At 58.8% G+C, this 26,823-nt stretch carries 23 protein-coding genes; 7 read left to right on the top strand and 16 right to left on the bottom strand.

Features of this window, described 5'->3' with window-relative positions:
• Positions 1 to 3: 3 nt before the first annotated feature.
• From pseI to G5332_RS17435, 4 genes are read left to right on the top strand one after another with little or no spacing between them, the layout of a single operon-like run.
• Positions 4 to 1,050, top strand: coding sequence for a pseudaminic acid synthase (pseI, locus tag G5332_RS17450; protein WP_421311448.1), 1,047 nt, complete (start codon positions 4 to 6; stop codon positions 1,048 to 1,050).
• The gene (locus tag G5332_RS17445) at positions 1,043 to 2,338 is read left to right on the top strand and encodes a motility associated factor glycosyltransferase family protein (protein ID WP_227340792.1); all 1,296 of its coding nucleotides are present in this window, start codon (positions 1,043 to 1,045) and stop codon (positions 2,336 to 2,338) included. The genes pseI and G5332_RS17445 overlap by 8 nt, the downstream gene beginning before the upstream one ends.
• Entirely contained in the window at positions 2,335 to 2,595 is a 261-nt protein-coding gene (locus tag G5332_RS17440) for a hypothetical protein (protein ID WP_010635733.1), read from the top strand. The genes G5332_RS17445 and G5332_RS17440 overlap by 4 nt, the downstream gene beginning before the upstream one ends.
• A complete protein-coding gene (locus G5332_RS17435) occupies positions 2,595 to 3,341 on the top strand; it encodes a crotonobetainyl-CoA--carnitine CoA-transferase (protein ID WP_005306746.1) in 747 nt (248 codons plus the stop codon). The genes G5332_RS17440 and G5332_RS17435 overlap by 1 nt, the downstream gene beginning before the upstream one ends.
• Here the strand turns inward: G5332_RS17435 and G5332_RS17430 are convergent.
• The 12 genes from G5332_RS17430 to flaA form a co-directional block, all read right to left on the bottom strand.
• Positions 3,323 to 4,684: a DUF4910 domain-containing protein gene (locus G5332_RS17430; protein WP_227340793.1), complete on the bottom strand. Its 1,362-nt coding sequence runs from the start codon at positions 4,682 to 4,684 to the stop codon at positions 3,323 to 3,325. The genes G5332_RS17435 and G5332_RS17430 overlap by 19 nt on opposite strands.
• Positions 4,681 to 5,085, bottom strand: a complete 405-nt coding sequence (locus G5332_RS17425) for a VOC family protein (RefSeq protein WP_005346679.1) — start codon at positions 5,083 to 5,085, stop codon at positions 4,681 to 4,683. Before G5332_RS17425 ends, G5332_RS17430 begins: the two co-directional genes overlap by 4 nt.
• Positions 5,082 to 5,837, bottom strand: a complete 756-nt coding sequence (locus G5332_RS17420) for an AAC(3) family N-acetyltransferase (protein WP_408082949.1) — start codon at positions 5,835 to 5,837, stop codon at positions 5,082 to 5,084. The genes G5332_RS17425 and G5332_RS17420 overlap by 4 nt, the downstream gene beginning before the upstream one ends.
• The gene (locus tag G5332_RS17415) at positions 5,834 to 6,067 is read right to left on the bottom strand and encodes an acyl carrier protein (protein ID WP_227340795.1); all 234 of its coding nucleotides are present in this window, start codon (positions 6,065 to 6,067) and stop codon (positions 5,834 to 5,836) included. Before G5332_RS17415 ends, G5332_RS17420 begins: the two co-directional genes overlap by 4 nt.
• Positions 6,060 to 7,679, bottom strand: coding sequence for an HAD-IIIC family phosphatase (locus G5332_RS17410; protein WP_421173044.1), 1,620 nt, complete (start codon positions 7,677 to 7,679; stop codon positions 6,060 to 6,062). The genes G5332_RS17415 and G5332_RS17410 overlap by 8 nt, the downstream gene beginning before the upstream one ends.
• A gap of 85 nt (positions 7,680 to 7,764) precedes the next feature.
• Positions 7,765 to 9,849 carry a 6-hydroxymethylpterin diphosphokinase MptE-like protein gene (locus tag G5332_RS17405; RefSeq protein WP_421173043.1) on the bottom strand — a complete coding sequence of 695 codons (2,085 nt, stop codon included), beginning with the start codon at positions 9,847 to 9,849 and terminating at the stop codon, positions 7,765 to 7,767.
• Positions 9,850 to 9,855: 6 nt separating this feature from the next.
• Complete coding sequence (locus G5332_RS17400; RefSeq protein ID WP_129503714.1) at positions 9,856 to 10,164, bottom strand: hypothetical protein; 309 nt, start codon at positions 10,162 to 10,164, stop codon at positions 9,856 to 9,858.
• The gene (fliS, locus tag G5332_RS17395) at positions 10,161 to 10,583 is read right to left on the bottom strand and encodes a flagellar export chaperone FliS (protein ID WP_005346697.1); all 423 of its coding nucleotides are present in this window, start codon (positions 10,581 to 10,583) and stop codon (positions 10,161 to 10,163) included. The genes G5332_RS17400 and fliS overlap by 4 nt, the downstream gene beginning before the upstream one ends.
• 25 nt (positions 10,584 to 10,608) lie before the next feature.
• Positions 10,609 to 12,027: a flagellar filament capping protein FliD gene (gene fliD, locus G5332_RS17390; protein WP_216954022.1), complete on the bottom strand. Its 1,419-nt coding sequence runs from the start codon at positions 12,025 to 12,027 to the stop codon at positions 10,609 to 10,611.
• Positions 12,028 to 12,053: 26 nt separating this feature from the next.
• Positions 12,054 to 12,494 (bottom strand): flagellar protein FlaG, encoded by a 441-nt coding sequence (locus G5332_RS17385; RefSeq protein ID WP_129503712.1) that lies wholly within the window; start codon positions 12,492 to 12,494, stop codon positions 12,054 to 12,056.
• Between the two features lie 33 nt (positions 12,495 to 12,527).
• Entirely contained in the window at positions 12,528 to 13,433 is a 906-nt protein-coding gene (gene flaB, locus G5332_RS17380) for a flagellin B (protein ID WP_129503711.1), read from the bottom strand.
• 579 nt (positions 13,434 to 14,012) lie between these two features.
• Complete coding sequence (gene flaA / locus G5332_RS17375) at positions 14,013 to 14,924, bottom strand: flagellin A (RefSeq protein ID WP_129503710.1); 912 nt, start codon at positions 14,922 to 14,924, stop codon at positions 14,013 to 14,015.
• Positions 14,925 to 15,306: 382 nt separating this feature from the next.
• Here flaA and G5332_RS17370 point away from each other — a divergent pair, with 382 nt between their 5' ends.
• Positions 15,307 to 15,939: a trimeric intracellular cation channel family protein gene (locus G5332_RS17370; RefSeq protein ID WP_129503709.1), complete on the top strand. Its 633-nt coding sequence runs from the start codon at positions 15,307 to 15,309 to the stop codon at positions 15,937 to 15,939.
• Between the two features lie 99 nt (positions 15,940 to 16,038).
• A complete protein-coding gene (locus tag G5332_RS17365; protein WP_042053183.1) occupies positions 16,039 to 16,431 on the top strand; it encodes a hypothetical protein in 393 nt (130 codons plus the stop codon).
• Between the two features lie 72 nt (positions 16,432 to 16,503).
• On the opposite strand, the gene thiI is transcribed toward G5332_RS17365, so the two are convergent.
• Positions 16,504 to 17,952, bottom strand: a complete 1,449-nt coding sequence (thiI, locus tag G5332_RS17360; RefSeq protein ID WP_421173042.1) for a tRNA uracil 4-sulfurtransferase ThiI — start codon at positions 17,950 to 17,952, stop codon at positions 16,504 to 16,506.
• Positions 17,953 to 18,129: 177 nt separating this feature from the next.
• On the opposite strand from thiI, the gene G5332_RS17355 reads away from it, so the two are divergent.
• The gene (locus G5332_RS17355) at positions 18,130 to 19,095 is read left to right on the top strand and encodes a hypothetical protein (protein ID WP_421311445.1); all 966 of its coding nucleotides are present in this window, start codon (positions 18,130 to 18,132) and stop codon (positions 19,093 to 19,095) included.
• 55 nt (positions 19,096 to 19,150) lie between these two features.
• Here G5332_RS17355 and G5332_RS17350 read toward each other — a convergent pair whose 3' ends face one another.
• The 3 genes from G5332_RS17350 to G5332_RS17340 all read right to left on the bottom strand — a co-directional run bounded on the left by G5332_RS17350 (position 19,151) and on the right by G5332_RS17340 (position 26,800).
• Positions 19,151 to 19,399: a hypothetical protein gene (locus G5332_RS17350; protein WP_421249887.1), complete on the bottom strand. Its 249-nt coding sequence runs from the start codon at positions 19,397 to 19,399 to the stop codon at positions 19,151 to 19,153.
• Between the two features lie 122 nt (positions 19,400 to 19,521).
• Positions 19,522 to 21,954, bottom strand: coding sequence for a penicillin-binding protein 1C (gene pbpC / locus G5332_RS17345; protein WP_421259548.1), 2,433 nt, complete (start codon positions 21,952 to 21,954; stop codon positions 19,522 to 19,524).
• Positions 21,920 to 26,800 carry an alpha-2-macroglobulin family protein gene (locus G5332_RS17340; RefSeq protein WP_421249885.1) on the bottom strand — a complete coding sequence of 1,627 codons (4,881 nt, stop codon included), beginning with the start codon at positions 26,798 to 26,800 and terminating at the stop codon, positions 21,920 to 21,922. Before G5332_RS17340 ends, pbpC begins: the two co-directional genes overlap by 35 nt.
• Positions 26,801 to 26,823: the final 23 nt, after the last annotated feature.

Genomic DNA, 26,823 nt, shown 5'->3' with positions numbered 1-26,823 from the left:
CAGATGCAGATCGATCATCGCCCCATCAACCAGGAACAGGCCCCCTATGTGATTGCCGAACTGTCGGCCAACCACAATGGCAATCTGGACCGCGCCCTGGCCATTATGACCGCCGCCAAAGCAGCGGGTGCCAGCGCCGTCAAACTGCAAACCTACCGCCCGGATACCATCACCCTCAAAAGTGATCGACCGGAATTTCAGGTCCACGGCGGTTTGTGGGATGGCCACAGCCTCTACGATCTTTATGAGTGGGCGCACACCCCCTGGGAATGGCACCAAGCGCTGTTTGCCAAAGGGCGCGAGCTGGGGCTGACTGTCTTTAGCAGCCCGTTCGATTTCAGTGCGGTGGACTTGCTTGAATCACTGGACTGCCCGGCCTACAAGATCGCCTCCTTCGAGCTGGTGGATCTGCCCCTCATTCGCTACGCCGCCCAGACCGGCAAGCCGCTTATCATGTCCACCGGCATGGCGAACGAGGCCGAGATCTCCGCCGCGGTCGATATTGCGCTCAAGCATGGCAACGGCCAGCTGGCCCTGCTGCACTGTGTCAGCGGCTATCCGGCGCCGGCAGCCGAGTACAACCTGCGTACCATCCCCATGTTGCGCCAGCGCTTCGGGGTCGAGGTGGGGCTCTCCGATCACACCCTCGGCTCTGCCACCGCCATCGCCGCCACCGCGCTCGGGGCGACCCTCATCGAGAAACACTTCACCCTGGCCCGCGCCGACGGCGGACCGGATTGCGCCTTCTCCATGGAACCGGCCGAGCTCACCGAGCTGGTGGCCTCGGTCAATACCGCCCATGCCGCCCTTGGGGTGGCTGACTACCAGCTCACCGCCAGTGAACAGGGTAACCGTGCATTTCGCCGCTCCCTCTATCTGGTCAAGGAGATGGCCGCCGGCGAGCAGCTCACCGCAGCGCATATCAAGTCGGTGCGCCCCGCCCTCGGCCTGCCCCCGGCCGATTACGATCGGCTCATCGGCAAGCGGGTCAACCGCAGCCTGAGTGCCAATCAACCGCTGAGCTGGGAGTGGATAGACAACGATGAGTGATGATCTCTTCAACCAGCACGGTAGGCTCATCAGCCAGCGCTGGCCCGCCCTCTGGCCCCGCTTGCTGGCACAGGACGTTGAAAGCCTGCCGGCCGAGCTGACCGAAGGTCTCGGCTCCACCCTAAGCCTCCACGGCATACAGCTCACCAGCCGGCACGACCGGGTGAAGGAAGCCGAGCTGCAGGCCGCCAGCCTGCCCGAGCAGCCGGTGCTGCACCTCTACGGCACCGGGCTCGGCGATCTGCCGCGCACCCTGCTGGGGCGCAGTAGCCTCAAGCGGCTGGAAGTGAAGATCATGAATGGCGCCCTGTTTGCCCTTGTACTGCGGCTGCTAGACCAGCAGGACTGGCTGACGGACCCCAGGGTCGAGCTGATGATGGCCGGCGACGAAGGGGAGGTGCGGCTGCCCTTCTTCGCCCTGCCGCCCGAGCTGCTGCTGGTGGAAGATGCTGCCGCCCGCATCCGCGACCGGCTGGTGAGTGAAATCGATTTGCCGTTCGCCCGGGCCAGGTTCGACGCCGAGCACCCCGACATCACCCGGCGGCTGGCGGAAAACCGCGATCTGCTGGCCGGCGACGGCGATGTGGCCTCCCTGTTCGGTCTGGCTCAGGGCAAGCAGGCGCTGATCGTGGCGAGTGGCCCAACCCTGCAGCACAACCTGGCCACCCTGCAGGCCCAGTTGCAGCGCCGTCGGCAGGACTATCTTCTGATTAGCGTCGATACCGCGCTGGCGTTTTTGCTCAGCCACGGTATCCGGCCCGACATCGTCGTCACCATCGATGACGCCATCCACGGCAACCGGCTGCCCGCCGCCCAGTCGGCCCAGACCACCCTGGTCTATTACCCCACGGTTCCCACGGCAGCCCTGCTGGCCTGGCAGGGGCCACGCATGACCGCCTACTCCCGCAGCCCCATGTATCAGCAGCTGCGACAGACGATCCCCAAGGGCGTGCTGCACTCGGGCGGCAGCGTCATTCATCCCGCCGTGGATCTCGCCGTGCAGATGGGTTGCCGCCAGGTCATCCTGCTGGGCACTGACTTCGCCTTTCCCGGCGAGCTCACCCACTCGGGCTGGGCCGACGGTGCGCTCGGCCCCAGCGCCGCGCTGGCCCTCAGCTGGGCCCTCGACGGCCATGGCCGGCGGGTCAAGACCAATCCAAACTTTTCCGCCTACCGCACCGAGCTCGAGCGCTACATAGCGCGCCACACCGATGTGCAGTTCTGGAACTGCAGCCGGGAAGGGGCGGAAATCGCCGGCTGCCGCTATCACCCGGAGTACGTGCAATGAAAAACGGCCAGATCACCCGCCTCACCGCCCTGGCGCACCAGTTTCGGCTGGGGCAGTCGGTTGCAGCGAGTCAGGCATTGCCGGAACTGCTGCAAGAGGTGCTCACCGAGCAGGGCAACCTGCCACCCGGACTGGTAGCCGCACTGCTGCAGTGCCAGGAGCGCCAGGACTGGCTGGGGCTGGCCGATTACCTCGAATATGAAGTGGTGCACTGCCTGTCGACCCCGGCCGGCGACACCACCACAGGAGACCACTGATGATCAAGGCCATTTCCAACGCCTCCGAGCAGGAGCTGTCACGCCGCCAGACCTTCAGCGAGTTGCTGCACGCCAGCCCGCTGCCCGCGGCCGAGCTGCAGAACAACCTGGGCCTCTACCTCAAGCGCCAGTCGCTCTCCCGCATCCTGTTCATGCACGAGCTGTATCAGAAGATCGTGCCGGTCCACGGCGTCATCATGGATTTCGGTACCCGCTGGGGTCAGAACCTGGCGCTTTTCTCCTCGTTTCGCGGCATGTATGAGCCCTACAACTACAACCGCAAGTTGGTGGGATTCGATACCTTCAGCGGCTTCCCTTCCCACGCTCCGCAAGATGGCAGTGATGCCGCAATCCAGCCCGGTGCCTACGGGGTGACGCCGGGCTATGAGCAGCATCTGGCCCAACTGCTCGCCGCCCATGAGGCGGAAAGCCCGCTGGACCATATCGTCAAGCATGAGCTGGTGAAGGGGGATGTGACCGAGACGCTGCCGGCCTATCTGGCTCGTCAGCCGGAAACAATGATAGCGCTGGCCTATTTTGACTTTGATCTCTACGAGCCGACCCGCCGCTGCCTCGAGCTCATCAAGCCGCACCTGACCAAGGGGTCGGTGCTGGCATTCGATGAGCTCAACTGGCCCGCCTTTCCGGGGGAGACTCTGGCCCTCAAGGAGGTGCTGGGGCTGGATCGCTACGCCATCCGTCGCACCCCGCACAACCCGGGACCAGCCTATCTGGTGATCGAGTAGTCCGGTTGCGGGCTGAGACGACGCAGCAGCCCGGCCTCCAGCAGCATCCGCGCCAGCGGCTCCACCCGCCAGAACGGCGCCCCTATGGTCTCGGCGATCTCGAACAGGGTCAGCTTGCCGTCGCTGTAGGCCAGCAGATTCATCATCTCCCTCACTTGCCAGCCCGAATAGCGGGTCGACAAATCCGGGTAGAGCCCCCGCTTGCCGAGCTGGGGTTCACCCAGCACAGTGACCTCGCAGCGCTCGTCCAGCTCCAGACACTCGATGGCACGGCGCAGCGCCATGAAGCCGCCGGCCAGACCGGCCGACGTCACCAGCGAGAGGTCATCGAGCGAGGTGTGGTACTCGGCATAACAGCCGTATCGACTGCGCATCACAGAAGTGACCGGCAGATCGATGCCGGGCGCGCACAGCTGCCGCTCGTTGGATCCCCGCTCCAGGAAGCTGTAAGCCTTGTAGCCCGGCGCCAGATGACCCAGCACATGGCGACCGATGCGATCCGCCAACGTGTTGCCCTGGCGTGAGGGCAGGAAGGAGTAGCTGCGGTCATCGCCAAGACAGGTCAGGTTGAAGCCGGCCAAGGTGCGCTGCTTGAGCTGGTCCAGATGACGGGAGAGATAGACGATGGCCCCCAGGGTTTCAGGCACCAGCATCAGCCGGTAGCTGTAGCGACGTGTGGGCAGTGACGCAAGCCAGGCCATCAGGAATACACCGACACAGGGGCCGGAGAGCTCGTTGTTGGCCATGGAGGGGTGGCAGGTGTAGCTCGACAGCAGGATCTCCTGCTCGCTCTCCCCCGGCAGCACCCAGTCACCATAGGTGAGCGAGCCCGGGGCCAGGGTGGCATCGATCACCACCTGATATTCTCCCTCCGGCAGCGCTTCACGCAGCCGATGGGGCAGACAGAAGCCCCAGCGGCGCTTGTAGTAGGAGGTCACATAGGGAATGGCATCCGGCTGCTCGGGCAGAGAGTGGAGATGGGGCTGCAGCTCGGCAAGCGAGAGGGTGCAGCGCACCGGCTCCGAGTAACCGACCAGATGCAGGTTGTGATCCTGGAAGTCCACCACTCTGCGTCCATCCGGCCCCACTATGTAGGCTTCCCGCACGTTCCACTCGTCAGGCACTGTCCAGTCGAAGCACTCGGTGCCGCTGGCCACTTCATGGATCCGCAGCTCGGGCAGGCAGTGCTCGCGCCACAGGGCCAGCGACTGCCGAACCCCGTCCCCGGTCAGGCTGCGATTGAGCGGAAACAGCAGGGTGAGCAGCCGATGCAGCTGTTCACCGACTTGTGCCTGGTCGTCCCAGTCGGTGGGCAGATAGCCGCTCTTGGGTGAAAAACTCATGGGGTGGGTGCCTCGATCAATTCGACAATGTGGCCAAGGGGGCTCAGGAAAAACTGGACGTGGGCGCCGCCAAACGCGATGGCTGGCTGGCTGGGCCCGAGGGGAAGATGACGCTGGGCCCGCAGTTTTTCGGCAGCCATTGCCAGGTCTGCCACCTCATAGGCCAGATGATTGAGCAGGTTATGACGGGTTCGTAGCGCCTGACTGACGGGGCTATCATCACTGGCAGGTGCAATCAGTTCATAGCAAATCCCCGCATCATCATAGGCAAAACAGATATGCACCCGCTGCAACGGATCGAGCACCGGCTCGCTAAAGCGGGAAAGCCCGAGGGTCTCGCAACAATAACGTACGCCAAGATCCAGTTCGGCCACCACCAGTCCAATATGGTGCAGTTTCATCTCCCCTCCCTGATAAGCGCATGGGGATGGACAGCGATCAGCTCTTTTGCCACCGCGGCAAAGTCGGCGCAGCGAACGGCCCAGACTGGTAAACGGCCAAATAACCCCTGGTGCCATTTGTCCTGATTTTTAAGGGCTTCAACCAGACGGGAAAGATCTATCTCGCTGGCCAGATCGAGTCTTCGCACAAAGTAGTCACAATGCCAGGGGCGCACCATTCCCTGCTCGCGGACATCACCCTCAAAGCGTTTCATAAAGCGATAATCGACACCTAGTTGCTGCTCGACATAGTGGGTGAAGGTAATGCGATCGGGATGACAGGCAAAACCGGCAATCCAGCCATCGTGAGCCGCCAACCAGGCGAAGGGGCTCTCTTCACCAAAGCAGTCATGACCCCCTGCTGCAACCACCTGGTCACGCCCCGCGCCCCATACCGCAACGCTGAAGATGGGATCGCGGGTCCGCGCAACCCCTGGCAGAGTGCGAAACTGCTCCGTCATCAACCCGACTTCACTGGGGGATGTCGCCCTGTCGAAACAGCTCTGGCGAGTCAGGCTATACGTGAATGTTGGCACCAGCAGAGTGCCCTCGTTTCCAAGCCACTCCTGCATCCCCAACCAAAAAGCATGCATGCCGGCTTCATTGCCCCGTCCAGGAAACTGGGCCACAGCCATGGCGTCAGTGTGAACCATGATAGCGCTCCCTCGTGCGATCCCAAGGGAGCCAAGAACATGAGAGAGAGCTTCAATCACAGCACAAGACCACGCCGCAACAGCGCATCACGAATGTCCTGAAGTTGCTTCATCTTCGCCAGCTCTTCAGGCTCGAAGCGTACCGAGAACGTCTGCTCAACCAGCAGCAGAAAATTGAAATGACCAAGCGAATCCCATTCCGGAAAGGCCCCAAGTCCCAACTGATAGTCGCCTCGCGTGACGGTTGCAGAAGGAAACTGCTGTTCCAACAAAGTGAAGAGATCAGTCATGGTGATAAAACTCCAAAAAAGGCAAATTCAGCTGTTCGAGCGCCAGACTATGGTAATGCTCATGGGAAAAACGGGCGGGATCCGGATTATCACAGGGGGTCAACGGCAGGGATGCCAACCATGTCAGCGCAGGTTCATTACGTGCACAACGATTCGAGCCAATAACCAGACGCTCGATCCCCGCCTCGCGCAATGCAGCCGAGACGCTATCCAGTAACCAATATTCGAGTCCTCTGGACAACACTCTGCAACTCAGAGCCAGCGTATCGAGCAATGCCAGTTTGGGCGTGATGTTTATGATCAGCACCAAGCCAACCAAGCCATGATCGGCAAAGCGATCCTGCAACGACACTAGCCAGCACCAGCCAGACTGCGCCAGCCGTTTGAGCTCGCTCGCCTCATATCGCAGACAGGAGAGATTAAACTGGTTGGTTTTATGGATGATCTGCTCGGCACGAGCAAGGTTATCCACCGCCAACGGCTGTATCGCCGCACGCAACGACAAGGAGGCGAGAAAATGTTGTTCACTGCCAACCTCGCTACGTAACCGGGCGGCGTCTGCCAATGCCAGATAGGAGGCTTGACGAAGAGCATCATCACCACTGAATATGCGCGAGAACCCCCCATAAGTGAGCAAGGTTGTAGGCCATGCCCAAATATCTGCTGGTGGTTCAATGACATCGACTTGTGGCAGGGCATGGCGAACTTCAGCCCTTTCCAGGGGGGAATCATCCCAGAAGACCAAGGCCTCAAGCCCCAGATTGAGGCTGGCAGCAATATGTCGCAAACCTTGAGATTTAGAGCCCCAACCAATGGCAGATGCTGCAATATTTCGCCTTTTGAGTCTCATGGCGCCATGCTGCTCAAACACCAGCCAAACATCTGCAGGCTCGTTTTTAGAGCACAATGCCAACAACACGCCGCGCTGATACCAGTAGAGCGCCGCATCCTGAAACGACTGATAGAGTTTGCCGAGACCGTCCTGACCAAGGTAAAGGCCAGTCAACCCCTCTTCACCCACTACCCCCCCCCACAGGGTATTGTCACAATCGAGCACCAGCACCTTGCGTATTGGCGCCTGATCAAGCATCCAACGCGCGGCAATCCAGTCGGCAAGGCTGGTCAAGCCGTGCATCGAGAGAGGACAAGAAAGAAGGTAACGATTACGCTCGTCCACACAATGGGCTCGCCCCTGCTCAGAGAGCCAGCGACCCAGCCCCAAATCCCTAATGTGGTGACGTGCAAGCGCTCGGGTAAAGCAGACATCCAGCTGCATCATCCAGGGATGAAGAGCGCTACTCACACCACCGCCTTGCAGTGAACAGGCACCAAGATAAAGATGAGGGAGCCCCCGCAGTGGCGAGAGCAATGCTTCCAACCAGGTGTCGATGGTCTCGGACAATGCGGGTTCAGCCAAGGTGTACCAATGCTGGCATTCGCTGTCGGTCAGCAGTTGCTCCCAAAACCAGAGCACCAGATGTCCGTCACAAGCGGCCATCGGCTGCCATTGACCTTGAGGGCAAAATTGCAACTGTGCATGTCGGGCCAAAGGAGCCCATGCCACATTACCGGGCATGAGAAATGCGGTGGATGCCAGGGAAAGGGTGGCCATATATGCACCTGAAAGGATTAAATACTTCTATATCATACTGTTAGGGAATGGAGATGAACAGAGTCATCCCCATCCGATTCAAGGACTAGCGCTTGAACACATCCAGGCCGGTAAAATAGGTGGTATCATGGCCATCGAACGCATCGGCATACATCACTTTGCTATCCTCGAAGAATAACTCCAGAATTGCCTGCGCCTCTTTTATCTTGCCCGCCAGCACCTCGGGTTCTGCTGTCACCTGCGCCATCATTAGGCTGATGATATTGGCGTAGAAATAGTTAATTGAACCAATCAACACACGATAGAGATGTGATTCGCGGCTCATCAGCAGATAGAGCAGATAGTCGTGATGGCGTTGCATCATGGCCAATACCGCATTGTGTTCACAGGCTACCTGGCGCCAGTCATCGCGCAACTTGTCTACCAGCTCAACGAACAGCGGCACCTGCAATGCAGCAGCGAAATCAACGCTGCTCATGTCAAAGGACTGGAAACAAGTGGCCATCACTTCATCCATGAGCGGGATTTTGTCGAGTACCGGCCATTCAGGTTGCAACGATTCAACACGACGAGGGATTGCCCCTTCTATATAAGCGCCGTCACTACTGTTGACGCACTGCATCTCGGGATAATCACGCAATACACTGGCCATATTGTGAATGGCTAGCCCAAACAGATGATTGATACGCACTTCGTCGCCAAAGTTACCCGGTGCCGGGAAAGTATCCTTTAAATTTTCCTCGTATTTCGCCTCTTGCTTGTCGTTGTAATAGAGACTCAGGCTGGAGTGATGCTGTCCGGCTGTTTTATAGCCATTGTCGATACCAAACAAATACACCTGCTTGAAACCAAGCAAGGCCGCATAATTGAGGCCGGTATTGCCGACGAACGGGTTGGAAAATTCAATGGTATCGTACTCAAATGCCTGACCAAACGCGCTAATCAGCATGGAGAACATCGGCTCGTTGGGCTTGAACGCCAACCCTGTTTTACGAAAGAAGCGCTTGCATTCAGGGTGAATGACATCAACGCTCAGAAACACGGTGTCCTTGATAAAGTCATCGGCATTGAGAATGCTCAGAAAATCGGCTGAGCTCTTGGTGCGCTCCACTGCAACGTAGATATCCGGTTTTACGCCAGCTTTGTAGAGTGCACTGACCGCAGTACCGCAGGCGATAATGATTGCCTGCTGCTGATGCTGCCGGATGAACTCGATGCTCTGATCCAGCGAGGGGCCATTGCCAACCACAAAGACAGGGATCTGCTCGAAGGCACGGCTATCGCGCCACCGTTTCAGAAAGGGGGTGCCGTCTTGCAGATGGGTGTGGCTATGGGCAAGTGCATAGATGTTGTCATCAAAGAACCCCCACCCCGTTTTGAGCAGATAGAACTCCCTTTCCACCTGTGTTATCAAGGCGTGCAGCTTGGGGGAATGGTAATGACAGAACGAGAAATAGCTTGCCGACCAGAATGCCCCCTTGCGATGCAGCGCCTCCATCATGTCAGCGACCAGCAATCGCTCGTCAACACCGATAAAGAGGTGCAGACTGATCGACTCCTCCTCCATGTAGGCGAGCAGCTGATGCCAATCAAAACAGAAGAGCGAGGCGTAAAACATGTCAAGATCAGGCTCGAAAGCAAACAGATTCTTGATCTTGCACTGTTCATACAAGCAACCGAGCTGGTAGCCCAAACCAATGCCATACATCAGTGCCAGAGGAATATCGGTATGTAATGCTGCCTTTAGACGCAACCCTTCCAGAGCTGACTTCTCTTTTAATTTGGAGATTTCATTGTTGTATTTGATATGGATTTGGCCATCGATATACCACTGGGGCACAAAATCGATGCACTGCAAGACACTGTGTTCAATGACCTCGGCAATCTGCGACTGAACCTCGCTAAATGGATCATCCCCATAAAGCGAGATACCCTCGTCGAGCCACAGAATATTGGGAACGCCATTTTCATTACAGAAGAAACGAAAAGGCCTGGCAGGCTGGTACTCCTTGAAAAAGTCATGAATGGCGGGCATGTATTTGGCAAACGCAGCCATATTGAGTTCATAACGAACGGGGAGTACTTCCAGCATGGCGGCCTCCTGCTGCTTTTGCAGAGCCAGGCGTGCCAGTTCACTTTCTACATCATGAATCTTGTGATGGATATCCATGTCAGACTAACCTGCATTCAGCTTGTAAAGACCGGATGCACGTCCGGCCTGGGAGAATTGTCGTAATTGTGCTTCAGCCTGCTGCTTTTCCTGACCCACCCAATCATAAATAAGCTGGAACTGCATCAGTGCCTGCCGCTGTTCCACATTGAGAGTCTCTCCCCAAGGCAGTGACCCGAATACCTCTTCCAGAGCATGCAGATAAAGTTCAGCCAGCTGTTCTGCTGCAACCAGCTCACCTTGCACCAGTAGAGACTGCAACTGCTCGCCCTGTCTCATCAAGGCAGACACAGAAGTACTATTGACCTCATTCATGCCGGTCTGCCTACCTTTTGCTGTGCCAGCGCCTTGTCTCGCTCATCGACAGGGATGGCATCCCAACCGCTCTTGACCGTCAGCATCAGGTTCATCACTTCATCAATGGCGCCTACATCCATGTCACGGCTGGCATCCATCATGCGCACTTTCATATAGTCATAAAGTGCGAACAGGTCTTCGGGGACCTTGCCATAAGAGAGATCAAGTGAATCTTGCAGACCATTGATAATGGCCAGCGTCTTGGAGATAGATTGGGACTTACCCTCGAAATCGCGACGCTCGACTGCACCGCGAGCCTGAGCGAGACGTTCGAGACACCCTTGCATCAATAACTGGATCACGCGATAGGGATCCGCCACTGCCAGCTCAGACTGCAAACTCTGGGTTGTATAGGCCTTGATCGTTTTTCGATACATACGAGACTCAGCTCCTGACTACAAATTAACTGGTTTTGTTGTTGGTATTGAGCAGGTTGAGATAGGAGGCAGATTTGTTCATCTTGGCCAGCAAGGTATCCAGACTGCCGTAGCGTGCCCTCAACGTCTCTTCATACTTGGTGAGCTGCGCCGCGACATCTGCTTGTTTGCGGTTGACATCACGCAGATCAGAATTGAGTGTCTCTTCCCGCTTGGCAAGCAGTCCCCCTGTCTTGGAGTAGGTCTCAAGCTGGCTGGCCAACTTGCCAGCAACACCGTCCTTGCCACCAAATACAGCCACTACCTGGTCGAAGTTCTTCTCGACCGCTTCATCGAATTTCGTCGAATCAAGTGAGAGCACTCCCTTGTTGTCCATCTTGACCCCCAACTGAAAGATGGTAGAGAAGGTCGAAGAGTTGTTAGAAGGCTCGGTGACGGTGCCACTCATCAGGTTGGTCACAGCCTTGGTCGTCGCATCCCCCGCCAGGGCTCCACCATCATTCTGGCTGACACCGGCCACGATAGAGCTGCGTTTGCCCAGATCGGTGCTCTTCTTCACCAGAGCGTTATAGCCATCGATGAAGCTCTGCACCATGGTCTTGATGCCAGCCTTGTCTGTCGTCACATCCACTCTGTTTGGCTTGTAAGTGGTCGTCACGGTACCATCACTCGGGTTCGTGGTAGTGGTGCTCTCCGACTCTTTCAACACCGTAATCTTGAGACCCACAATGGTGCCATCAAAGGTGTTGGTCGCACTGGTCAATTTATTGCCATCCACGCTTATCTCGGCATCACGGGCTTGTTGCTTCTGGGTCAGCTTGGAGATGAAATTGTCAGTCAGTTCAGGTGTACTGCCGGTTATCTGCAGATCTTTACCTGTTCCACTGACACCGGAGTCAATCACAAGGGCCGCCTTGCCATCGGAGGTATTCATGATATTGACGCTAAGACCAAAGTTGTCACTATCATTGTTGATCCGCTTGCGAATGGACTGGAGTGAATCCCCTGCTTTAACATCCACATCAAAGGTCTTGTCACCTGCCTTGAATGTCAGGGTGCCATCTTGAGTGATCATGGGCGTGGTCGAAGAGGCGAAACTACCTTCAAATTTGCTGGTCTTCGCCAATTTTTCGACACTGATGTCATATTGCCCGTTGGAAGCGCCACTCTTGCTCTCCACCTTGAGAACCGGATTATCTTTATCCTGGGTGATGTTTATCGCACGTTTGTTAAACGCGTCATCCTTTGACATAGCCTGCAGAGTGGTGACAAAAGTCGCGATCGCTGACTTCAGCTGGCCTACCCCTGAGAGAGTGATCTGGGCGTTGGTCTTTTTGGTGGTAATTGGCTGCAACAGCTGCGCCTTTTTGGCATCAACGCTTGCAGCGATGACAGACTCCAAGTCCAGTCCAGAGCCCGCACCAGCAGACGTAATAGTAGCCATACTCACTCTCCTCGCAAACGTAACTATTAAATCTCTTTATCAAGCAATAACCCGACTCGAGAGCCACCGCCAATCACATCACCTTCGCGCAGAGCCTGGATTCGTTTGCTGATAGCCAGCAACTCTTCGCTTGGTATCTGACGGATCATTGATTTGGTATCGGCATCCATAACCTTGATAACAACCTGCTCCAGTTCCTTTTCAACACTGAAATTGACGGTCCATCCTTGCAACTGACTGAACTCTTGCAAGTTTTGTACCCCTTTCTCAATTTCCTTGTCTGAAATCTTCGGCTTGCCAGCCCTCTCCTGCTCAGGCAGCCCCTGTTGCTTTTCCATGTCCTTTGCCGTCCCCCGCTGCTCTTCTGCTGTGCCAGATAGCACTTGAGCGGCCGACTGGCCGCTCTTGCTACTTGACTGAAGAGAAGAAGGAGTGACCGATGACGGAATTCCAATTTCATTGGCCATATCGTCGCTCCTTTTTTATCTCATCACAGCCTGTTAACCCAGCAGGGACAGGGCTGATTGCGGTCTTTGGTTGGCTTGAGCCAGGATGCTGGAAGCAGCCTGTTGCAGAATGTTCTGCTTGGTCAGATTAGCGGTCTCGGTTGCAAAGTCTGCGTCACGAATACGAGAACGTGCTGCGCTCAGGTTTTCAGAGACGTTGGACTGGTTGCGAATGGTGGAGTCAAACCGGTTCTGCACCGCACCCAGCTCTGCCCGCTTGCTGTCTACCGCCTTGATCATGAAATCAAGGTTGGCCATGGCCAGCTGGGCGGCGCTGGCAGAGCTGATGCTGCTGACGCTGGTAGAGGTTACTGCAGATGTTCCCTTGGTCACGGTATAGGGCTCGCCAGAGGCACTGGTAGCAACGGTCGCGCTTCCCTTGGTTGATGCCGCAATCCCACTGATGGTAAAGGCGGAAGTCATCTTGAAGGTGATAGTCTGACCAGCATCCGCCCCCACCTGAAACGACCCCTTGTAGTTGCCATCCAGCAGCTTCTGGCCACCGAAAGTGGTGTCGTTGGAGATACGATTGATCTCTGTAGTCAGTTGGTCAAACTCTTGCTGCAATGCAGTACGGTCATCGGTGTTGTTGGAACCGTTAGCAGATTGCTGTGCCAGCGTGCGCATACGCTGCAGCATACTGGTCACTTCATCCATGGCCCCTTCAGCCGTTTGAGCAACCGAGATACCATCGTTGGCGTTGCGGTTACCTTGATCCAAACCGTTGATCTGGGAAGTCAAACGGTTGGAGATCTGCAAACCGGCAGCATCATCTTTGGCAGTGTTGATACGAAGTCCCGATGCCAGTCTGGTGTAAGAGGTATCCAGAGACTTGTTGGTATTCATCAGGTTACGCTGGGCGTTCAGTGATGAAGTATTCGTGTTGATATACATGGCCATAAAATATTCTCCCGAAGAACATGCGACTGCGGGTTGCGCCGTCAAAGCGGCGTCCCACCGTTAGAAGAACAGGTTGAACGAGCCTGAGTCTTCTGGCGGGTGTCTGTTTGAACGGACAGGTCACCCGCAGTAGTGCAAACGTTGGATTCCGAACACCCCTCGATTGCTTCACCTTGTTTAACGGCAGTGCAGAGGCAAGCTTTAGGAAAATTGTTGCCTAACGCGGCAATTTTTCTCCGGTACATGGCAAGGAAAGCCAGATGGCAAACATAGTGCAAGACGTAATAGAGGGGTTGCAAGATGGTGTGACAGGATTATTTTTGTGGCACGGTTTGTGCTTAGGTTGGGTAGAGTGACGTCGATTTGACGACACAATAAAAAGAGGCCGGTAAACCGGCCTAAAGATGAGCATATGCTCAGGAGAATATGACCAAGCGTGACAGAACTGAACAGCTGGACAACACTTGGCATTACTAGTAGAGAATTATATCTCTCCCGATAGAACAGAGTGCGAACCGAACACCCCTTTGTTCCATCTCTTGACCAGGGCGGCCTGAACAACCGCCCTGTTTTCTTTTGTTAGCCTTGCAGCAGCGAAAGAGCTGACTGGGGGCGCTGGTTCGCCTGGGCCAGTATGGTTGATGCGGCCTGTTGCAAGATATTCTGCTTGGTCAAGTTTGCAGTCTCGGTGGCGAAGTCTGCATCACGGATACGTGAGCGTGCAGCACTAACGTTTTCGGAGACGTTCGCCTGGTTGCGAATGGTCGAGTCAAACCGGTTTTGTACCGCCCCCAATTCAGCACGCTTGCTGTCCACCACCTTTATCATGTAATCCAGGTTGGCCATAGCCGACTGGGCCGAGCTTGCAGCTGTAATGGTCGACATACTGGTAGATGTGACCGGCGTTCCTGCTGTCTTCGTGATGTTATACGGCTCGCCCGAGGTCGTGGTTGCCACTGTCGCACTACCACTGGTGGCAGAGGCCATGCCCGAGATAGTAAAGGCGGTCGTCATCCGGAAGGTGATGGTCTGCCCTGCGTCTGCCCCCACCTGGAAGGTGCCCACATAGCCGCCATTGAGCAGGTTCTGGCCACCGAAGGTGGTATCTTTGGCTACCCGGTCGATCTCAGTCATCAGCTGAGTGTACTCTTGCTGCAGCGCGGTACGGTCATCTGTGTTGTTGGAGCCGTTGGCTGACTGTTGAGCCAGCGTACGCATCCGTTGCAGCATGGAAGTAATTTCATCCATTGCCCCTTCGGCAGTTTGGGCAACAGAAATACCGTCATTGGCATTACGATTACCTTGATCCAGACCGTTGATCTGGGAGGTCAAACGGTTGGCAATTTGCAGGCCGGCGGCATCGTCTTTGGCGCTGTTGATACGCAGACCGGATGCCAGTCGAGTGTAGGATGTATCCAGTGATTTGGTCGTGTTCATCAGGTTACGCTGAGCGTTGAGTGATGAAACGTTAGTGTTGATATAAAGGCCCATGACTATTCTCCTAAGCTATTAAATTTACTCTTCTATTTGCTCTGGCTTTATTATTTTCTGTGCCCGATGCGTCTTATTTAACGGCCCGTTTTTCGATGTCTTTAGCATTTTTTTCAACGCTTCATCACGTTAACGCCGCTTACCCTATATATCGACAGGTCGGGGATAAACTTAAGGAAAAAAACGCCCACTAAAACGTGGCAGAAACTCATCGCGCCCCTCCTCCAACAAGGAGGTAAACAGGCACACTCGAGCCCCTCCTTGTCCATGATGCGAGAAAAAAGCGGTGTCGACTCTCAATTTTGTCGAGCACAGTTGGCGATTGGGCTCTCCAGCCCCTAAAATCGCGGCCCCATCAACAATTTGGCGTGAGTTGTTTTCCATGCAGACACTGGTTGAGCAGATTGTTTACATCAGCGATATGTTTGGTACTGCGGTATTCGCGTTTTCAGGGGTTCTGGTGGCGGGCCGGCTCAGAATGGACGGATTTGGCGTCATGGTGTTGGCGGCAGTCACCGCCATCGGCGGTGGTACCATCCGCGACATGATCCTGGGAGCAACCCCGGTGTTCTGGGTTCGCGATCCTCTCTATATCTGGGTGGTCATTGCAACGGCGCTGATCGGTATGTGGATGGTCAAACTGCCCCGCAGAATGCCTTGGTATGTGCTGCCGGTGGCGGATGCCTTCGGACTGGCCCTCTTTACGGTGATTGGGGCGCAAAAAGCCCTCAACTTCGGTACCCCGGGACTGATCGCCGTGCTGATGGGGACCATGACAGGGGTAGCAGGCGGCATGATCCGTGATGTACTGGCCAGGGAAGTGCCTATGGTGTTGCAAAAAGAGATCTATGCAACAGCCTGCATTTTGGGCGGAATCCTCTACACCCTGGCACTGGAGGCGAACATGGACAGAGTAACCGCCATGCTCATCTGTATGACAGCCGTGTTCGGTTTGCGGGTAGCTGCTATCTACTGGCACCTGTCGCTACCAACCTTCTCGCTGCAACGCAACTGAAAGCACACCCGCAGTGGAATATGGCTCTGTGGGTTGTGCGTTGAACCAAATGGGCTTTTCTGTTGTCATAGAAGCAGTCGTTGTTAGCCGGATATTCTCATGCACAAAATCGGTATGCTTACCACTCTCCTCCTTGCGAACGTGACGGCAGCACATGCCGAAGCACAAGCCGTTTTTGGACGACTGGCATCGGCGCCAGTGCAGCAGTTCAACCAGCAGATACGTCAGGCGAACGAGCTACATCAGAAATGGGTCAATGACTACCGTGAGGTAGCACTTCGTTTTGTCGGTCATAGCGACATCCCCAGTCGCATCCATGCCCAGCAACTGGATAATGATCTGGTACTCTCGGTTGCCCTCGATGGCAGCAAGAACGACATGCTCTATATCCTGACTCTCTATCGCAGCGATAACCTTTGGCAAATGCGGGGAGCGGAAATGGGTTGGCGCTGCCTGGGGGAGCACTCCTTCACTCCCGTTCCCTGTCCATAAATCCAAGCTCCGAGCTATAAAACAAAAATCCGGCACATTGGCCGGATTTTTTATGGGAGATTGAGCGTCAAATTACGGACGGTAAACTTTGACGTTGGCAAAGCCTTTCTCTTTCAGGTAAAGCGCCTGTAGCTTGCTCATCACGCCGCGATCGCAGTAGAGCAGGTAGGTCTTCTCCTTGGGCAGATCGCCAAAGGCGGTGGCCAGCTTGAAGAAGGGGATATGCATGACCTCACGCCCTTCCACCAGCAATGGCTTCTCGTCGTGCTCGTCCATGGAGCGGATATCGAGGATCACCTCGTTGTCACCGCTCTCGGCGGTAGTCTCCACTTCCTGCACCTCGGCGGCGGTCTCTTCACCAATGCGACGAATGTCAAGGTAACGGGCCTCGGCCACCACCTTGTCCAGAATGGAGAAGTCGAAGTTGGCCTCTTCCTCTTCAATGCGCGCCAGATCGGCCTTAACGGTCGGCTTTTTGGAGATGACCCCACAATACTCCGGCATGGTTTCGGCGAACTCCAGGGTGCCGATGCGGCGGGCTTCACTGATGATATCCGGCTTGTCCCAAGTAATGAGCGGGCGCAGGATCACCTTGTCGGTGACCCGGTCGATCACGTTCAGGTTGGTGAGGGTCTGGCTGGAGACCTGACCCACACACTCGCCGGTCACCAGCGCCGGGATCTGGAACTCATCGGCCACCTTGGCAGCGGCACGCATCATCATCCGCTTGAGCACCACGCCCATCTGACCGTTGTCGATCTTCTCGAGGATCTCGGCAACCACCGGCTCGAAGTCCACGGCGGTGAAACGTACCCGGTGGGAGGAGCCGAAACGGTTCCACAGGTGGTAGGCCACCTGCTTGACGCCGATTTCGTGGGCAGCACCGCCCAGATTGAAGAAGCAGTAGTGCACGCGGCAGCCGCGCTTGATGAACTGGAACGATGCCACGCCGGAGTCAAAACCGCCGGAGAGCAGGCTCAGCACATCTTCCTGGGTCGCGATGGGCATGCCGCTCAGGCCCTGATGGATGGCGCTGACAATAAAGAGCTCTTCGCCGTCGATCTCGAGGTTGATCTTCACATCCGGGTTCTTGAGGCGCACACCATTGCTTTCGCAGTGCTGGTTCAGTCCACCGCCCACATAGCGCTCAATCTCGAGAGAGGAAAACTCGTGCTTGCCGTGGCGCTTGGCGCGCACGCAGAAGGTTTTGCCCTTGAGCTGGTCGCCCCACACGGCTTTCACCTGCTCGAAGATGTCGTGCAGATCGGTAAACTTGCTGGCTTGTACCTCGAGGAAGGCCTGAATGCCGGGAATGCAGGCCAGGGCTTCGATTGCCTGCTCGCGGAACTGGTCATTGCGGGAGCTCACGATCAGCTTGTCCCAATCCATCCGTACGCGGGCATCGTCGTCGAAGCGGCGCAGGACATTGCGGATATTGCCCTGCAGGATCTTGATAAAGCGCTGGCGAACCGACTTGCTCTTGATGGTGATTTCCGGGAACAGCTTGATAATGAACTTCATGGTAATGACTCGGGTGACCTTGATTTAAGGGCGCGAATTATATCAGAACTTTGTGGCCAGCGCCTACTGGATGAGCGTTTGCTCACATTCCCCCACGCAGTGTTTGCCGCGCGACCGCAATCTTGCGTATATTCCCGACCCTGCGCCTCGCCAGATTTTTGACAACAGACTGATCCGATGAAGACCTATATCTACTACCCCGGCATGGAGGTACGCGACGAGCTCTGGCTCAAATTTGCCCTGCTCTATCTGGAGAGGCTTGCCTTTGTCTTCACCGTCAGCGAAAAGAGCGGTCTCACCGCCCTGCTCGATACCCTTCAACAGCAGACCGATCTGCTGGCCGAGCGGCCCGATGCCGCCTTCTTTGCCGCCATTACCCCGCAACTGGAGAGCCAGATAAGCGGCCTTGTGGCCCCCGATTTCGTCCGCCACAAGGTGTTTGGCAACAAGGAGCTGATTGGTCGCTGGCGTCAGGAGGCCAACCACGACTGCTTCTGCCCGGATCAGGCGGGGCTGGAGCGGCTGCACGGCTTTTGCCTGACTCACGGCTTTGCGACCCGGGATGAAGGGGGGATCAGAATGGCGCGACGCTTTGCCAATCTGCTCTCCATGCGTCTCGCCCGTGAGTGGGCACTCGCCAATGACGGGGCGCTTATTACCGATCACGACTATCTCGACCGACTGCTCCATTTGCTCGAATCCCGCTACCACAATCGCGGCGGTCAGGATTGCTTCCACCTCGAAATCCCGTTGCAAGTGCCCACTCACCTAGCCGATATTCCGTTTGCAGAGCTGATTGCCCTGCGCGGGCGCAGCGGCTTTCGCCAACAGCTGGCCGAATTTCATCTGGCCATCGACAACCTGCTCGCCATGCTGGATAGCGGCTATGCCGACCCGGCGGCCCTGACCCGCTTTGAGCAGGCTCAGCAAGGGCTCAATCAACTGCTCGGGCCCGAGACCCTCAGCATGCCACTCACCACCCTGGTCAGCACCAGCCTGCCCGCCGTGGCCATGCTCCACCAGTTAAAGGCGATCCACCCCGAAAGCAACCTCATCTTCCATCCCATCAAGAAGAGCCACTTTCACCAGCGCAAGAGCCTGCACTTCTTCACCCGGCTCGGCCATCTGCGCCAACCGGGCTGAATTGGCGGAATGAAAAAGGGGTTGGCATTTGCCAACCCCTCTCGTTATCTGTGGCCTACCAATCATCACCACGATGATTGGCCTGCTCTTGCGCCTGCCTGCGCGCCTCCATCGCCCTGTCACGGCGGATATTGGCAGGGGTACAGGCAAACTGTTTCTGATAGCAACGCGCAAAACTCTCGGAAGCAGGTTCGAAAGGTGAATAGAACCCGGTACGTTCAGGAGAAACATGGTGATCACCATGATTGGTTGTGGCACAACCCGAACTCATCAGCACCAGCAAGGGACACAGAACACGCAGCAAAAGAGAACTCCCGATTGGATTTGAATGAATTCGTAATTATTCACAAATTAATTCACCCAATCAAATATTGATGCATTTCAAATGGTTAATTACATTCACCTCAATGGCTGTCGGCAAAACGCTCAACGGGTGATGGTGCCGGCATCACCGTCAGGATGCACCACGCGAAACTCGATACGATCGCTGTTGCCCGCTTCATCCACCACCACCAACTGGTAGCGCCCCGCCACGCTCAGCACCTGATCCCCGTCCCAGCGCAGCCGCTGGCCGTTGAGAAACCAGGCTGGCTTGCCAACACCGCCAAGCACCTTCGGCTGCAACCGGTAGCGCTGACTGCGGATAAGATTGCCCTCCCCCAGCGCCACGATGCGAATAGGGGCCTGCAGCTCGGCACTTTGCCCCTCTCCCTTGCAACCGCTGGCAAGCAGCGCTTGTCGTCGCTCGCCGGGCGTTCGCCACGGCTCCAGCGACAGCGGCCAGAGCGCCCGAAAACCGGATTGTGCCGCATCGTGGCAACGGATCAGCGTCGGCTTGCCTTCGGCAGTGAGTGCAACCTGGCGCAGCGGCGAGGGCCAGTCCATGGGATCCGGCAAGGTGGGAGGATCGCGCCCTTCCAGCAACCAGGCGCTCTGGCGCTGCAAACAGGCCTCAGGCAGGGTCGCGCTCATTTTGCGCCCCAGCGGCCAGCAGATCTCGGCCTCACTCACCGTGTTGGGTTGTGCCGGCAAGGGGCTGTTGTCAGCCAATCGCGAGTAGACCGAGAGCAGCAGCGGCACCGCTGCGCTCTGGCCGTAAAAACCGGGCATGGGGGTGCCGTCGGGGCGCCCAAGCCAGACGCCGATGGTCCAGCGACCGGAGACTCCCATCGCCCAGCTGTCGCGATAGCCGTAGCTGGTGCCGGTCTTCCAGGCCAGCCTGTTGACCCGGCCGGTCGCCTCACTGGCAAAGGGCTGATCCGCGCGCCCCTGGGCACTCAATATCTGCCAGATGATCCAGGCCGCTCCCGGGCTCAGCAAGGGGCGTGACACCGCCTGCTGCCCCGCCAGCCAGACCGGCATCGCCACCTGCCCCTGCCGGGTCAGTGCGCTGTAGAGGGCCACCAGCTGCTCGAGCCTAATGCCCGCTGCCCCCAGCGCGATGGCCGGATTTGGCTTGTCGGAAAGGGCCAGCCGCACCCCGGCGTTGTCGAGGCGGCTGACCAGCTTGTCGGGCCCGAGCGCCTCCAGCACCTGCACCGCCGGCACGTTGAGGGATTGCTGCAGCGCCTGAGCGAGGGTCACCGGCCCCTGAAAGGCGCCGGAAAAGTTGGCGGGGCGATAATCAGATCCCAGCCTTGGCGCATCGGAGAGCAGGGAGGCCGAGTGCACCAGCCCCTCGTCCATAGCCAGACCGTAGATAAAGGGCTTGAGGGTGGAGCCGGGAGAGCGGATCGCCTGCACCATGTCGAGATAACCGTGGCGGCGCAAATTGCCATACTCGGCGCTGCCCACATAGGCACGCACCGCCATGGTTTTGTTATCTACCAAGAGCAACGCCGCTGAGGTCTGCTCGGGGAAGCGGCGAATGTAGCTCGCCACCCGCCCCTCCAACCAGCGCTGCAGATCGCCATCAATGGTGGTGTGCACCAGCGCCCCGGCCTGATTGTCGGCGGCGAGACGGGCAAAGAGCGGCGCCTCCATCGGCGTGAAGTGACCGCGGGCCAGCACCGGCTCGATACGCCCCTCCAGCCACACCTGTTCGGGCCAGACGCCTTGCGCTACCAGCCGCTGCATCACCTTGTCACGGGCGGTGCGGGCCCGCTCAGGATGCCGGTCAGGCCGGTTGCGGCTGGGGGCCTGCGGCAGCACTGCCAGCAGCGCCGCCTCGGCATAGGTCAGCTTGGCCGCACTCTTGCCGAGATAGGCAAAACTTGCCGCCTGCACCCCCTCCAGATTGCCGCCAAACGGCGCCCGGTTGAGGTAGACGGTGAGCAGGGTGCGCTTGTCGTAGTGCCACTCCAGTTGCAGCGCGCGGGCCATCTGGCGCAGCTTGCCGGGCACGCTCCGGTGGTAGGGCTCGATAAGACGCGCCACCTGCATGGTAAGGGTCGAGCCGCCCGATACAGCCCGCCCATAGCGCAGCCACTGCCAGACCCCGCGCACCATGGCCACCGGATTGACCCCGGGATGACGCCAGAAGTAGCGATCCTCGTAGCCCAGCAGCGCCTCGATATAGCGGGGGGAGATCTGCTCCAGGGTCACGGGGTAACGCCACACGCCGCTGGTATCGGCAAAGGCACGCAGCGGTCGCCCTTTCATGTCAAGCACCACCCGTGCGTAGGCGGGGTCTAGTGGCGGCGGCGGGAAAATGCGATCCAGCGCCAGCAATGACAGCAGCAGTGCTACAACTCCCAGCACCGAGAAGAGCAGCCAGCGTGGCAGGCGACCAAGCCAGCGCCAGCAAGCGTGGCCAGTGCGAACTAATTTCAGCCAGCCACGCTGCCAGAAAGTGAGCGGGCGAACCCGCTCAAGTGAGGGTTTGTTACTCAGAGATACGCACCTCGTGAATATCCTCACCCACGGCACGCAGTTCGGGGCGGTACATATCCTCCACCTGGGTCGGCGGCACCTGATAGCGACCCGGCGTCACCGCCCGCATCAGGTAGACCAGTTGCTGGTTGCTCCCCTCGCTCAGATCCAGCGCTGCCGTGTAGCGGTCATCGCGAAACTCCTGATGCTTGAGATAGTCGTTCCACTCACTCTGCCACGCCGGCTTCCCCTCGATGGAGAGCTCTTCCAGCTTGATGCTGTTGCCAAGGGCCGGGTTCTCCAGCTCGAAGCCAGCGGGCACCATCTCCACCAGCAGGGCATCGGGCACGGCAGATTCGCTGCTGACGTTGAGTCGCACCACCACCAGATCGCCCACCTTCACTTTGGCCGGGTCAAAACGCTGACCGTCGCTGTTGAACCAACTGCGGGTCACGCTCATCCCTTTGCTGGTCCGTGCTGGCGCTTGTTCGGGGTAGCCGATCAGGGTGCGCTGCACATAGAGCGAGCCCTTGCCCTCGTTGGTGACGGCGCTCGCCGCCAGTGCCTCGGGGGCACCCTGCTGTAGCGGAGCCGAACCGCTCAGGGATTCACTGCCAAGAGAGGAAGTTACCTTGGCCTGCCAGTCGACGGCCGGATCGAAGCGGGCGAGTCGCAACAGGGCGAGCCGCTCCTGAGTGCTGAGCCACTGACGGTGAGCCAGGGTGTCGGCCACCTTGGCACTGAGATCAAGCCAGCGCTCCGCAGCCAGCTTGTGCTGGCGCAGCAGTGAGAGTTCAAGGGCCTGATCACGCAGCGGCGAGCCGTAATCCCCCAGATAGTCGTCCCCGCGCTCGGTCGCCAATGCCCGGCTGAGGGCCCTGCCGGCGTTCTGCTCATCCCCCATGGCCGAGAGCGCAAGCGAAAGGTGCAAAAGCGGCAAACCGGAGCGAGCGTGATCGGCCTGCTGCTCCCAGATAAGGCGCAGGGTAGCGAGCGGCGCCTTGCCCACCCGGGCCAGCACATAGGCGCTGTAAGCCTGATAGGCCAGCCGGCTGTGCTCGGGGGCACTGCTCCAGCGCTCGCCATACTGACTGTCGGTGAGATAGCTTTGCAGCCGGTTCAAAGACTGATTGAGCATCGCCTCCGGCACTGCGTCGCCCGCCTCCTTGCGCGCCAGCAGGTAGTCGGCGGCATAGGCGGTGAGCCACTGCTCCTCATCGGAGCGACCATCCCAGAGACCAAAACCGCCGCTGGGCAGTTGCAACCGCTGCAGCCGCTGCAACAGGGCACGTTGCACGTCCGCCTCGCTCGCCGCTTTCTTGCCCTCTGCGGGTTTGCTCCAGGCGGCCCGCTCATCGGCCGTGGTCAGCAAGTAAGGCCAGGCACGGGACAAGGTCTGCTCCAGACAGGCATAGGGGTAATCGGCCAGCGCCTGCCACTGGGCTGCCGGATCCCAGGGCGGGGTGCCGGAGAGGCTGAGCAGCCCCTGCAGGTTGGCGCGATCCAGCCCGGCCAGCTCAGCTGGCGCAAAGCTCATCTGCTGGCCGGGGGCCAGCATCTGATAACGCTGGCGAGTCTCGGCAGGCCAGGGGGATCGCAGCGGCAAAGTCCAGTCGCGGTTGATGGCAAAATCCTTGCCGCTGGCAGCCAACTGCAGGCTTGCCACACCGCTCGCCCCGGTCACGGTGAGCGGCAGGGTCAGCCACTGCTCTTCGCCATTTTTAAGGGAAAGGGTGCCGGGCAGCTCGCCGTTTGCCTTGAGCCCACCGTTCAGGGTCCAGGAAAGAGAAAGGGTCTGATCCTCGCCGCTCATGTTGCGCAGCTGCACCAGCGCCCGGGTCTCATCGCCTCTGGCGCCAAAGCGCGGCCAGCCAATCTCGGCCACCAAGGGCGCCACCACCTTGACGGCGCGCTCGGCCTCCCCGACTTGCTGTTCGTTCCAGGCCAGCGCCATCAGAGCCAGTTCGCCGTTGAAGTTGGGCAAATCGAGCGGGATCACCGCCTTGCCCTGCTGGTCAAAACTCACCTCGCCACTCCAGAGCGCGGCGATCTCGACCCGGCTCTCCAGCGCACCACCCTTTTTCAGCGGCGCACGGTCGCCCCCATAGTTGAGGCGGGCCAGCTTGCCATCCTGCGGCGGGATCACTTGCCCGTAGTTGTCGAACAAATCTAGGGAGAAGCGCTTGCGGCCAAAGAAGATCTCGAACGGGTCGAGAGGCTGGTAATCGCTGATGTTTAGCACGCCCCGATCCACCGCCGCCAGCACCACCCGCCCTTGGCTATTGGGGATGGAGGTGGCGGTCACTTCCAGCCGGGTAAGCGGCACCGCTTTATCAGGCGCGCTCAGGCTGAGCGGCAGACGGCGCGCTTCCCGATCCAGGGTGAGCGGCACCAGCCCGACCGAGCGCAGGCTCTGCTGCTTGCCAGCCGGTTTGGAGGCGCTGTCTGGCGCGGCGATCTGGGCCGAAATGTGCAGATCATGACGCTGCCACTCGGGGCTAACCGGGATCTCGAACTCGCCACGAGCATCCTTGGCATCGCCACCGGCCCCCTTAAGCTCGATGCGCTGCCACCAGCGCAGACCGTCGCCATCTTCCACCAGCAGCAACCCCTTGCCGGGGCGCGGGGCCACCAGGGTCACTTTGGCCTTGTCGCCCGCCAGATAGGCGCGCTTGTCGAGGGTGATGGCAATCTTGTCAGGGCGCGCCTGCTCGCCACCGCCGCCCCAGGCGTAACTGCCGATCTCCACCCGCAGGCTGGATTGATGGCCCTGACTGTTCTCCACCTCCAACCGATACCAGCCCGCCGCCAGTTGCAGCGTGAGCGGGGTCGGCCCCTTGCCATCCAACTGCAGGGTCTGCTCCTGCTCCAGATAGGGCTGGCTGTTGAACTCGTACTTCCACCCCTCGCCATCGGCGTAGTGCCAGTAGTAGTCGCGGTACTCGTTGACAAGGCGCACCTTCACCGCCCCCGCCACCGGCTGGCCTTGCTCATCAAGGTTGAGGATCTGGAAGGGGAGCGGCTTGCCCCCCTCTACCCGATCAGCCACGAAGTCGGCCTTGAGCGCCGGCCACTGGCTGCCCGCGGGCCAGCCATACTGGGTGCGGCTGCGATTGACAGCGCGGCCACCGGGCTCGGCGAGCGACACCCGATAGGCCACCTCCAGCGGCCCTAGGGCGCGCACCCCATCGAGTTCATCAGCAAGCGAAAAAGTCCCCAGCCCCTGCGCATTGAGGGTGAGATTGAGCGGTTCAAGATCCTTGGCCTGCTCGGCAAGCAGCACGTCACCCAGAGTGAACTCCTGCCACTGGGTAAAGGGCATGGTGGCGCGGCTGATTTTCACCTCCGCCTTGGCCTTGGTGGCGCTCGCTGGCGCACCGTAGAGATAGTCGCCTTGCAGTAGCAGCGTCAGGGCGGCGTCCAGACTCGTCACTTCCCCATCCGGCCCCTTGCCAAGCTGCAGTTTCAGCCGCTCCGGCAGAAACTCCTCCACCAGAAAAGGCCACTCGAAGCGGCTACCGGCAGCGGTCTTGAGGTTGATGGTCCAGCGCCCGAGCGGCGCATCATCCGGCAGGCGCAGGCCGTAGTGGGCCGCGCCCAAATTGTCCGGCAGCAGCCGTTTCTGTTCGAGCAGTTGGCCGTCCGGCTGCTTCACCTCCAGCTCCACCGCCATCCCCGGCAGCAGCTGGCCATCCTGCCCCTTGAGCAGGATTTCGCTGTCGAGCCGCTCGCCGGGGCGATAGAGATCGCGTCCACTGAACAGATACAACTGCTGGGCCCGCCAGGGCTGGGTGCCGAGATCGAAGGTGGAGAGATCGAGCGCCGCCCCATCGAGGCGCAGCACCGCCAGATGGTTGCCCTGCTCGGCCAATAGCAGGCGGGCCCCCTGCACCTGATCGAAGCGACGATGACCCTGCGGATCCGTGGTTTGCACCTGCAGCCGGTTACCCTTCTCGTCGAGCAGGGAGAGCTGCACATCCTTGAGCGGGTCAGCGCTGGCCAGGGAGCTCACGAACACCTCCAGCTGATCGCGGTAACGACGGGCACTGAGCCCCATGTCGCTCACCGCGAAGTAGGTGGTCTCCTTGCGCCAGTCGTAGTTGCCAAGGGGCGACATCACCGCAAAGTAGACGCCGGCCTCCGCCAGCTGCGGCTCCTTCACATTGATGAGGCGGGTCTCGCGCCGGTTGGCATCAAGCTCCAGCGCATAGCGGCCGCTGAACACCCGCTTGGCCCGCTTGGTGATCTGCTCGAGCTCCCAGTTGCCCATGCCGGCACCGGGGCGATACTCGGCCAGGAAACGGGGCAGGTATTCGGCATCGACCCGGAAGAAGTCGATATTGACCTCATCCACATTGACCGCACTGATGGGCAGGCGCAGCTCGTCGCGCAGCGGCAATACCATGCCACTGGCGGTAAAAGAGGCTCCCGCCTCCAGCGGCCGGGTCTTGAGAGTCCAGCTCTGGGGGGATGGACCCAGCCCCGCCTTGAGGCTCACCTCGTAGTTTTTGTCGGGCTGGACGTTCGGGAAATAGAGGGTGCGACCATCGTCGGCGAGGATCCACTCCCCCTGCACCTGCTTGCCCCCCTCACTGACCCCGAGCCAACTCTGCCAGTTTGCCTTGGGCGCCAGGGGGCCGGAGAAGACCAGCGCCAGCGCCGGGGCATCGCGATATTGGCGGGCATTGGCCTGCACTACAGAAGTTGGCGCCCCGACCTCCTGCCGGGCTGTGGATTCCGTGGTCGGTACTTGGCTGGCGGGCTTGTCAGGGCCGCAACCTGCCAGCAGCAAACCTGTCAGCCCGGATAGCAGCAGGGCCGACCAGCGGCGGCGCAGAGCGCAGGTTTCAGCGGTAGATCGGTGAGAAGCAGAGGGAGAGTCGAAGAGGCGCATAGGTTCCATCCCGAGTTGGAGCG

This window comes from Aeromonas sp. 603757, from assembly GCF_049171255.1.
Classification (GTDB): Bacteria; Pseudomonadota; Gammaproteobacteria; order Enterobacterales; family Aeromonadaceae; genus Aeromonas; species Aeromonas veronii_A.
This window is presented reverse-complemented; position numbering and strand designations above follow the sequence as displayed.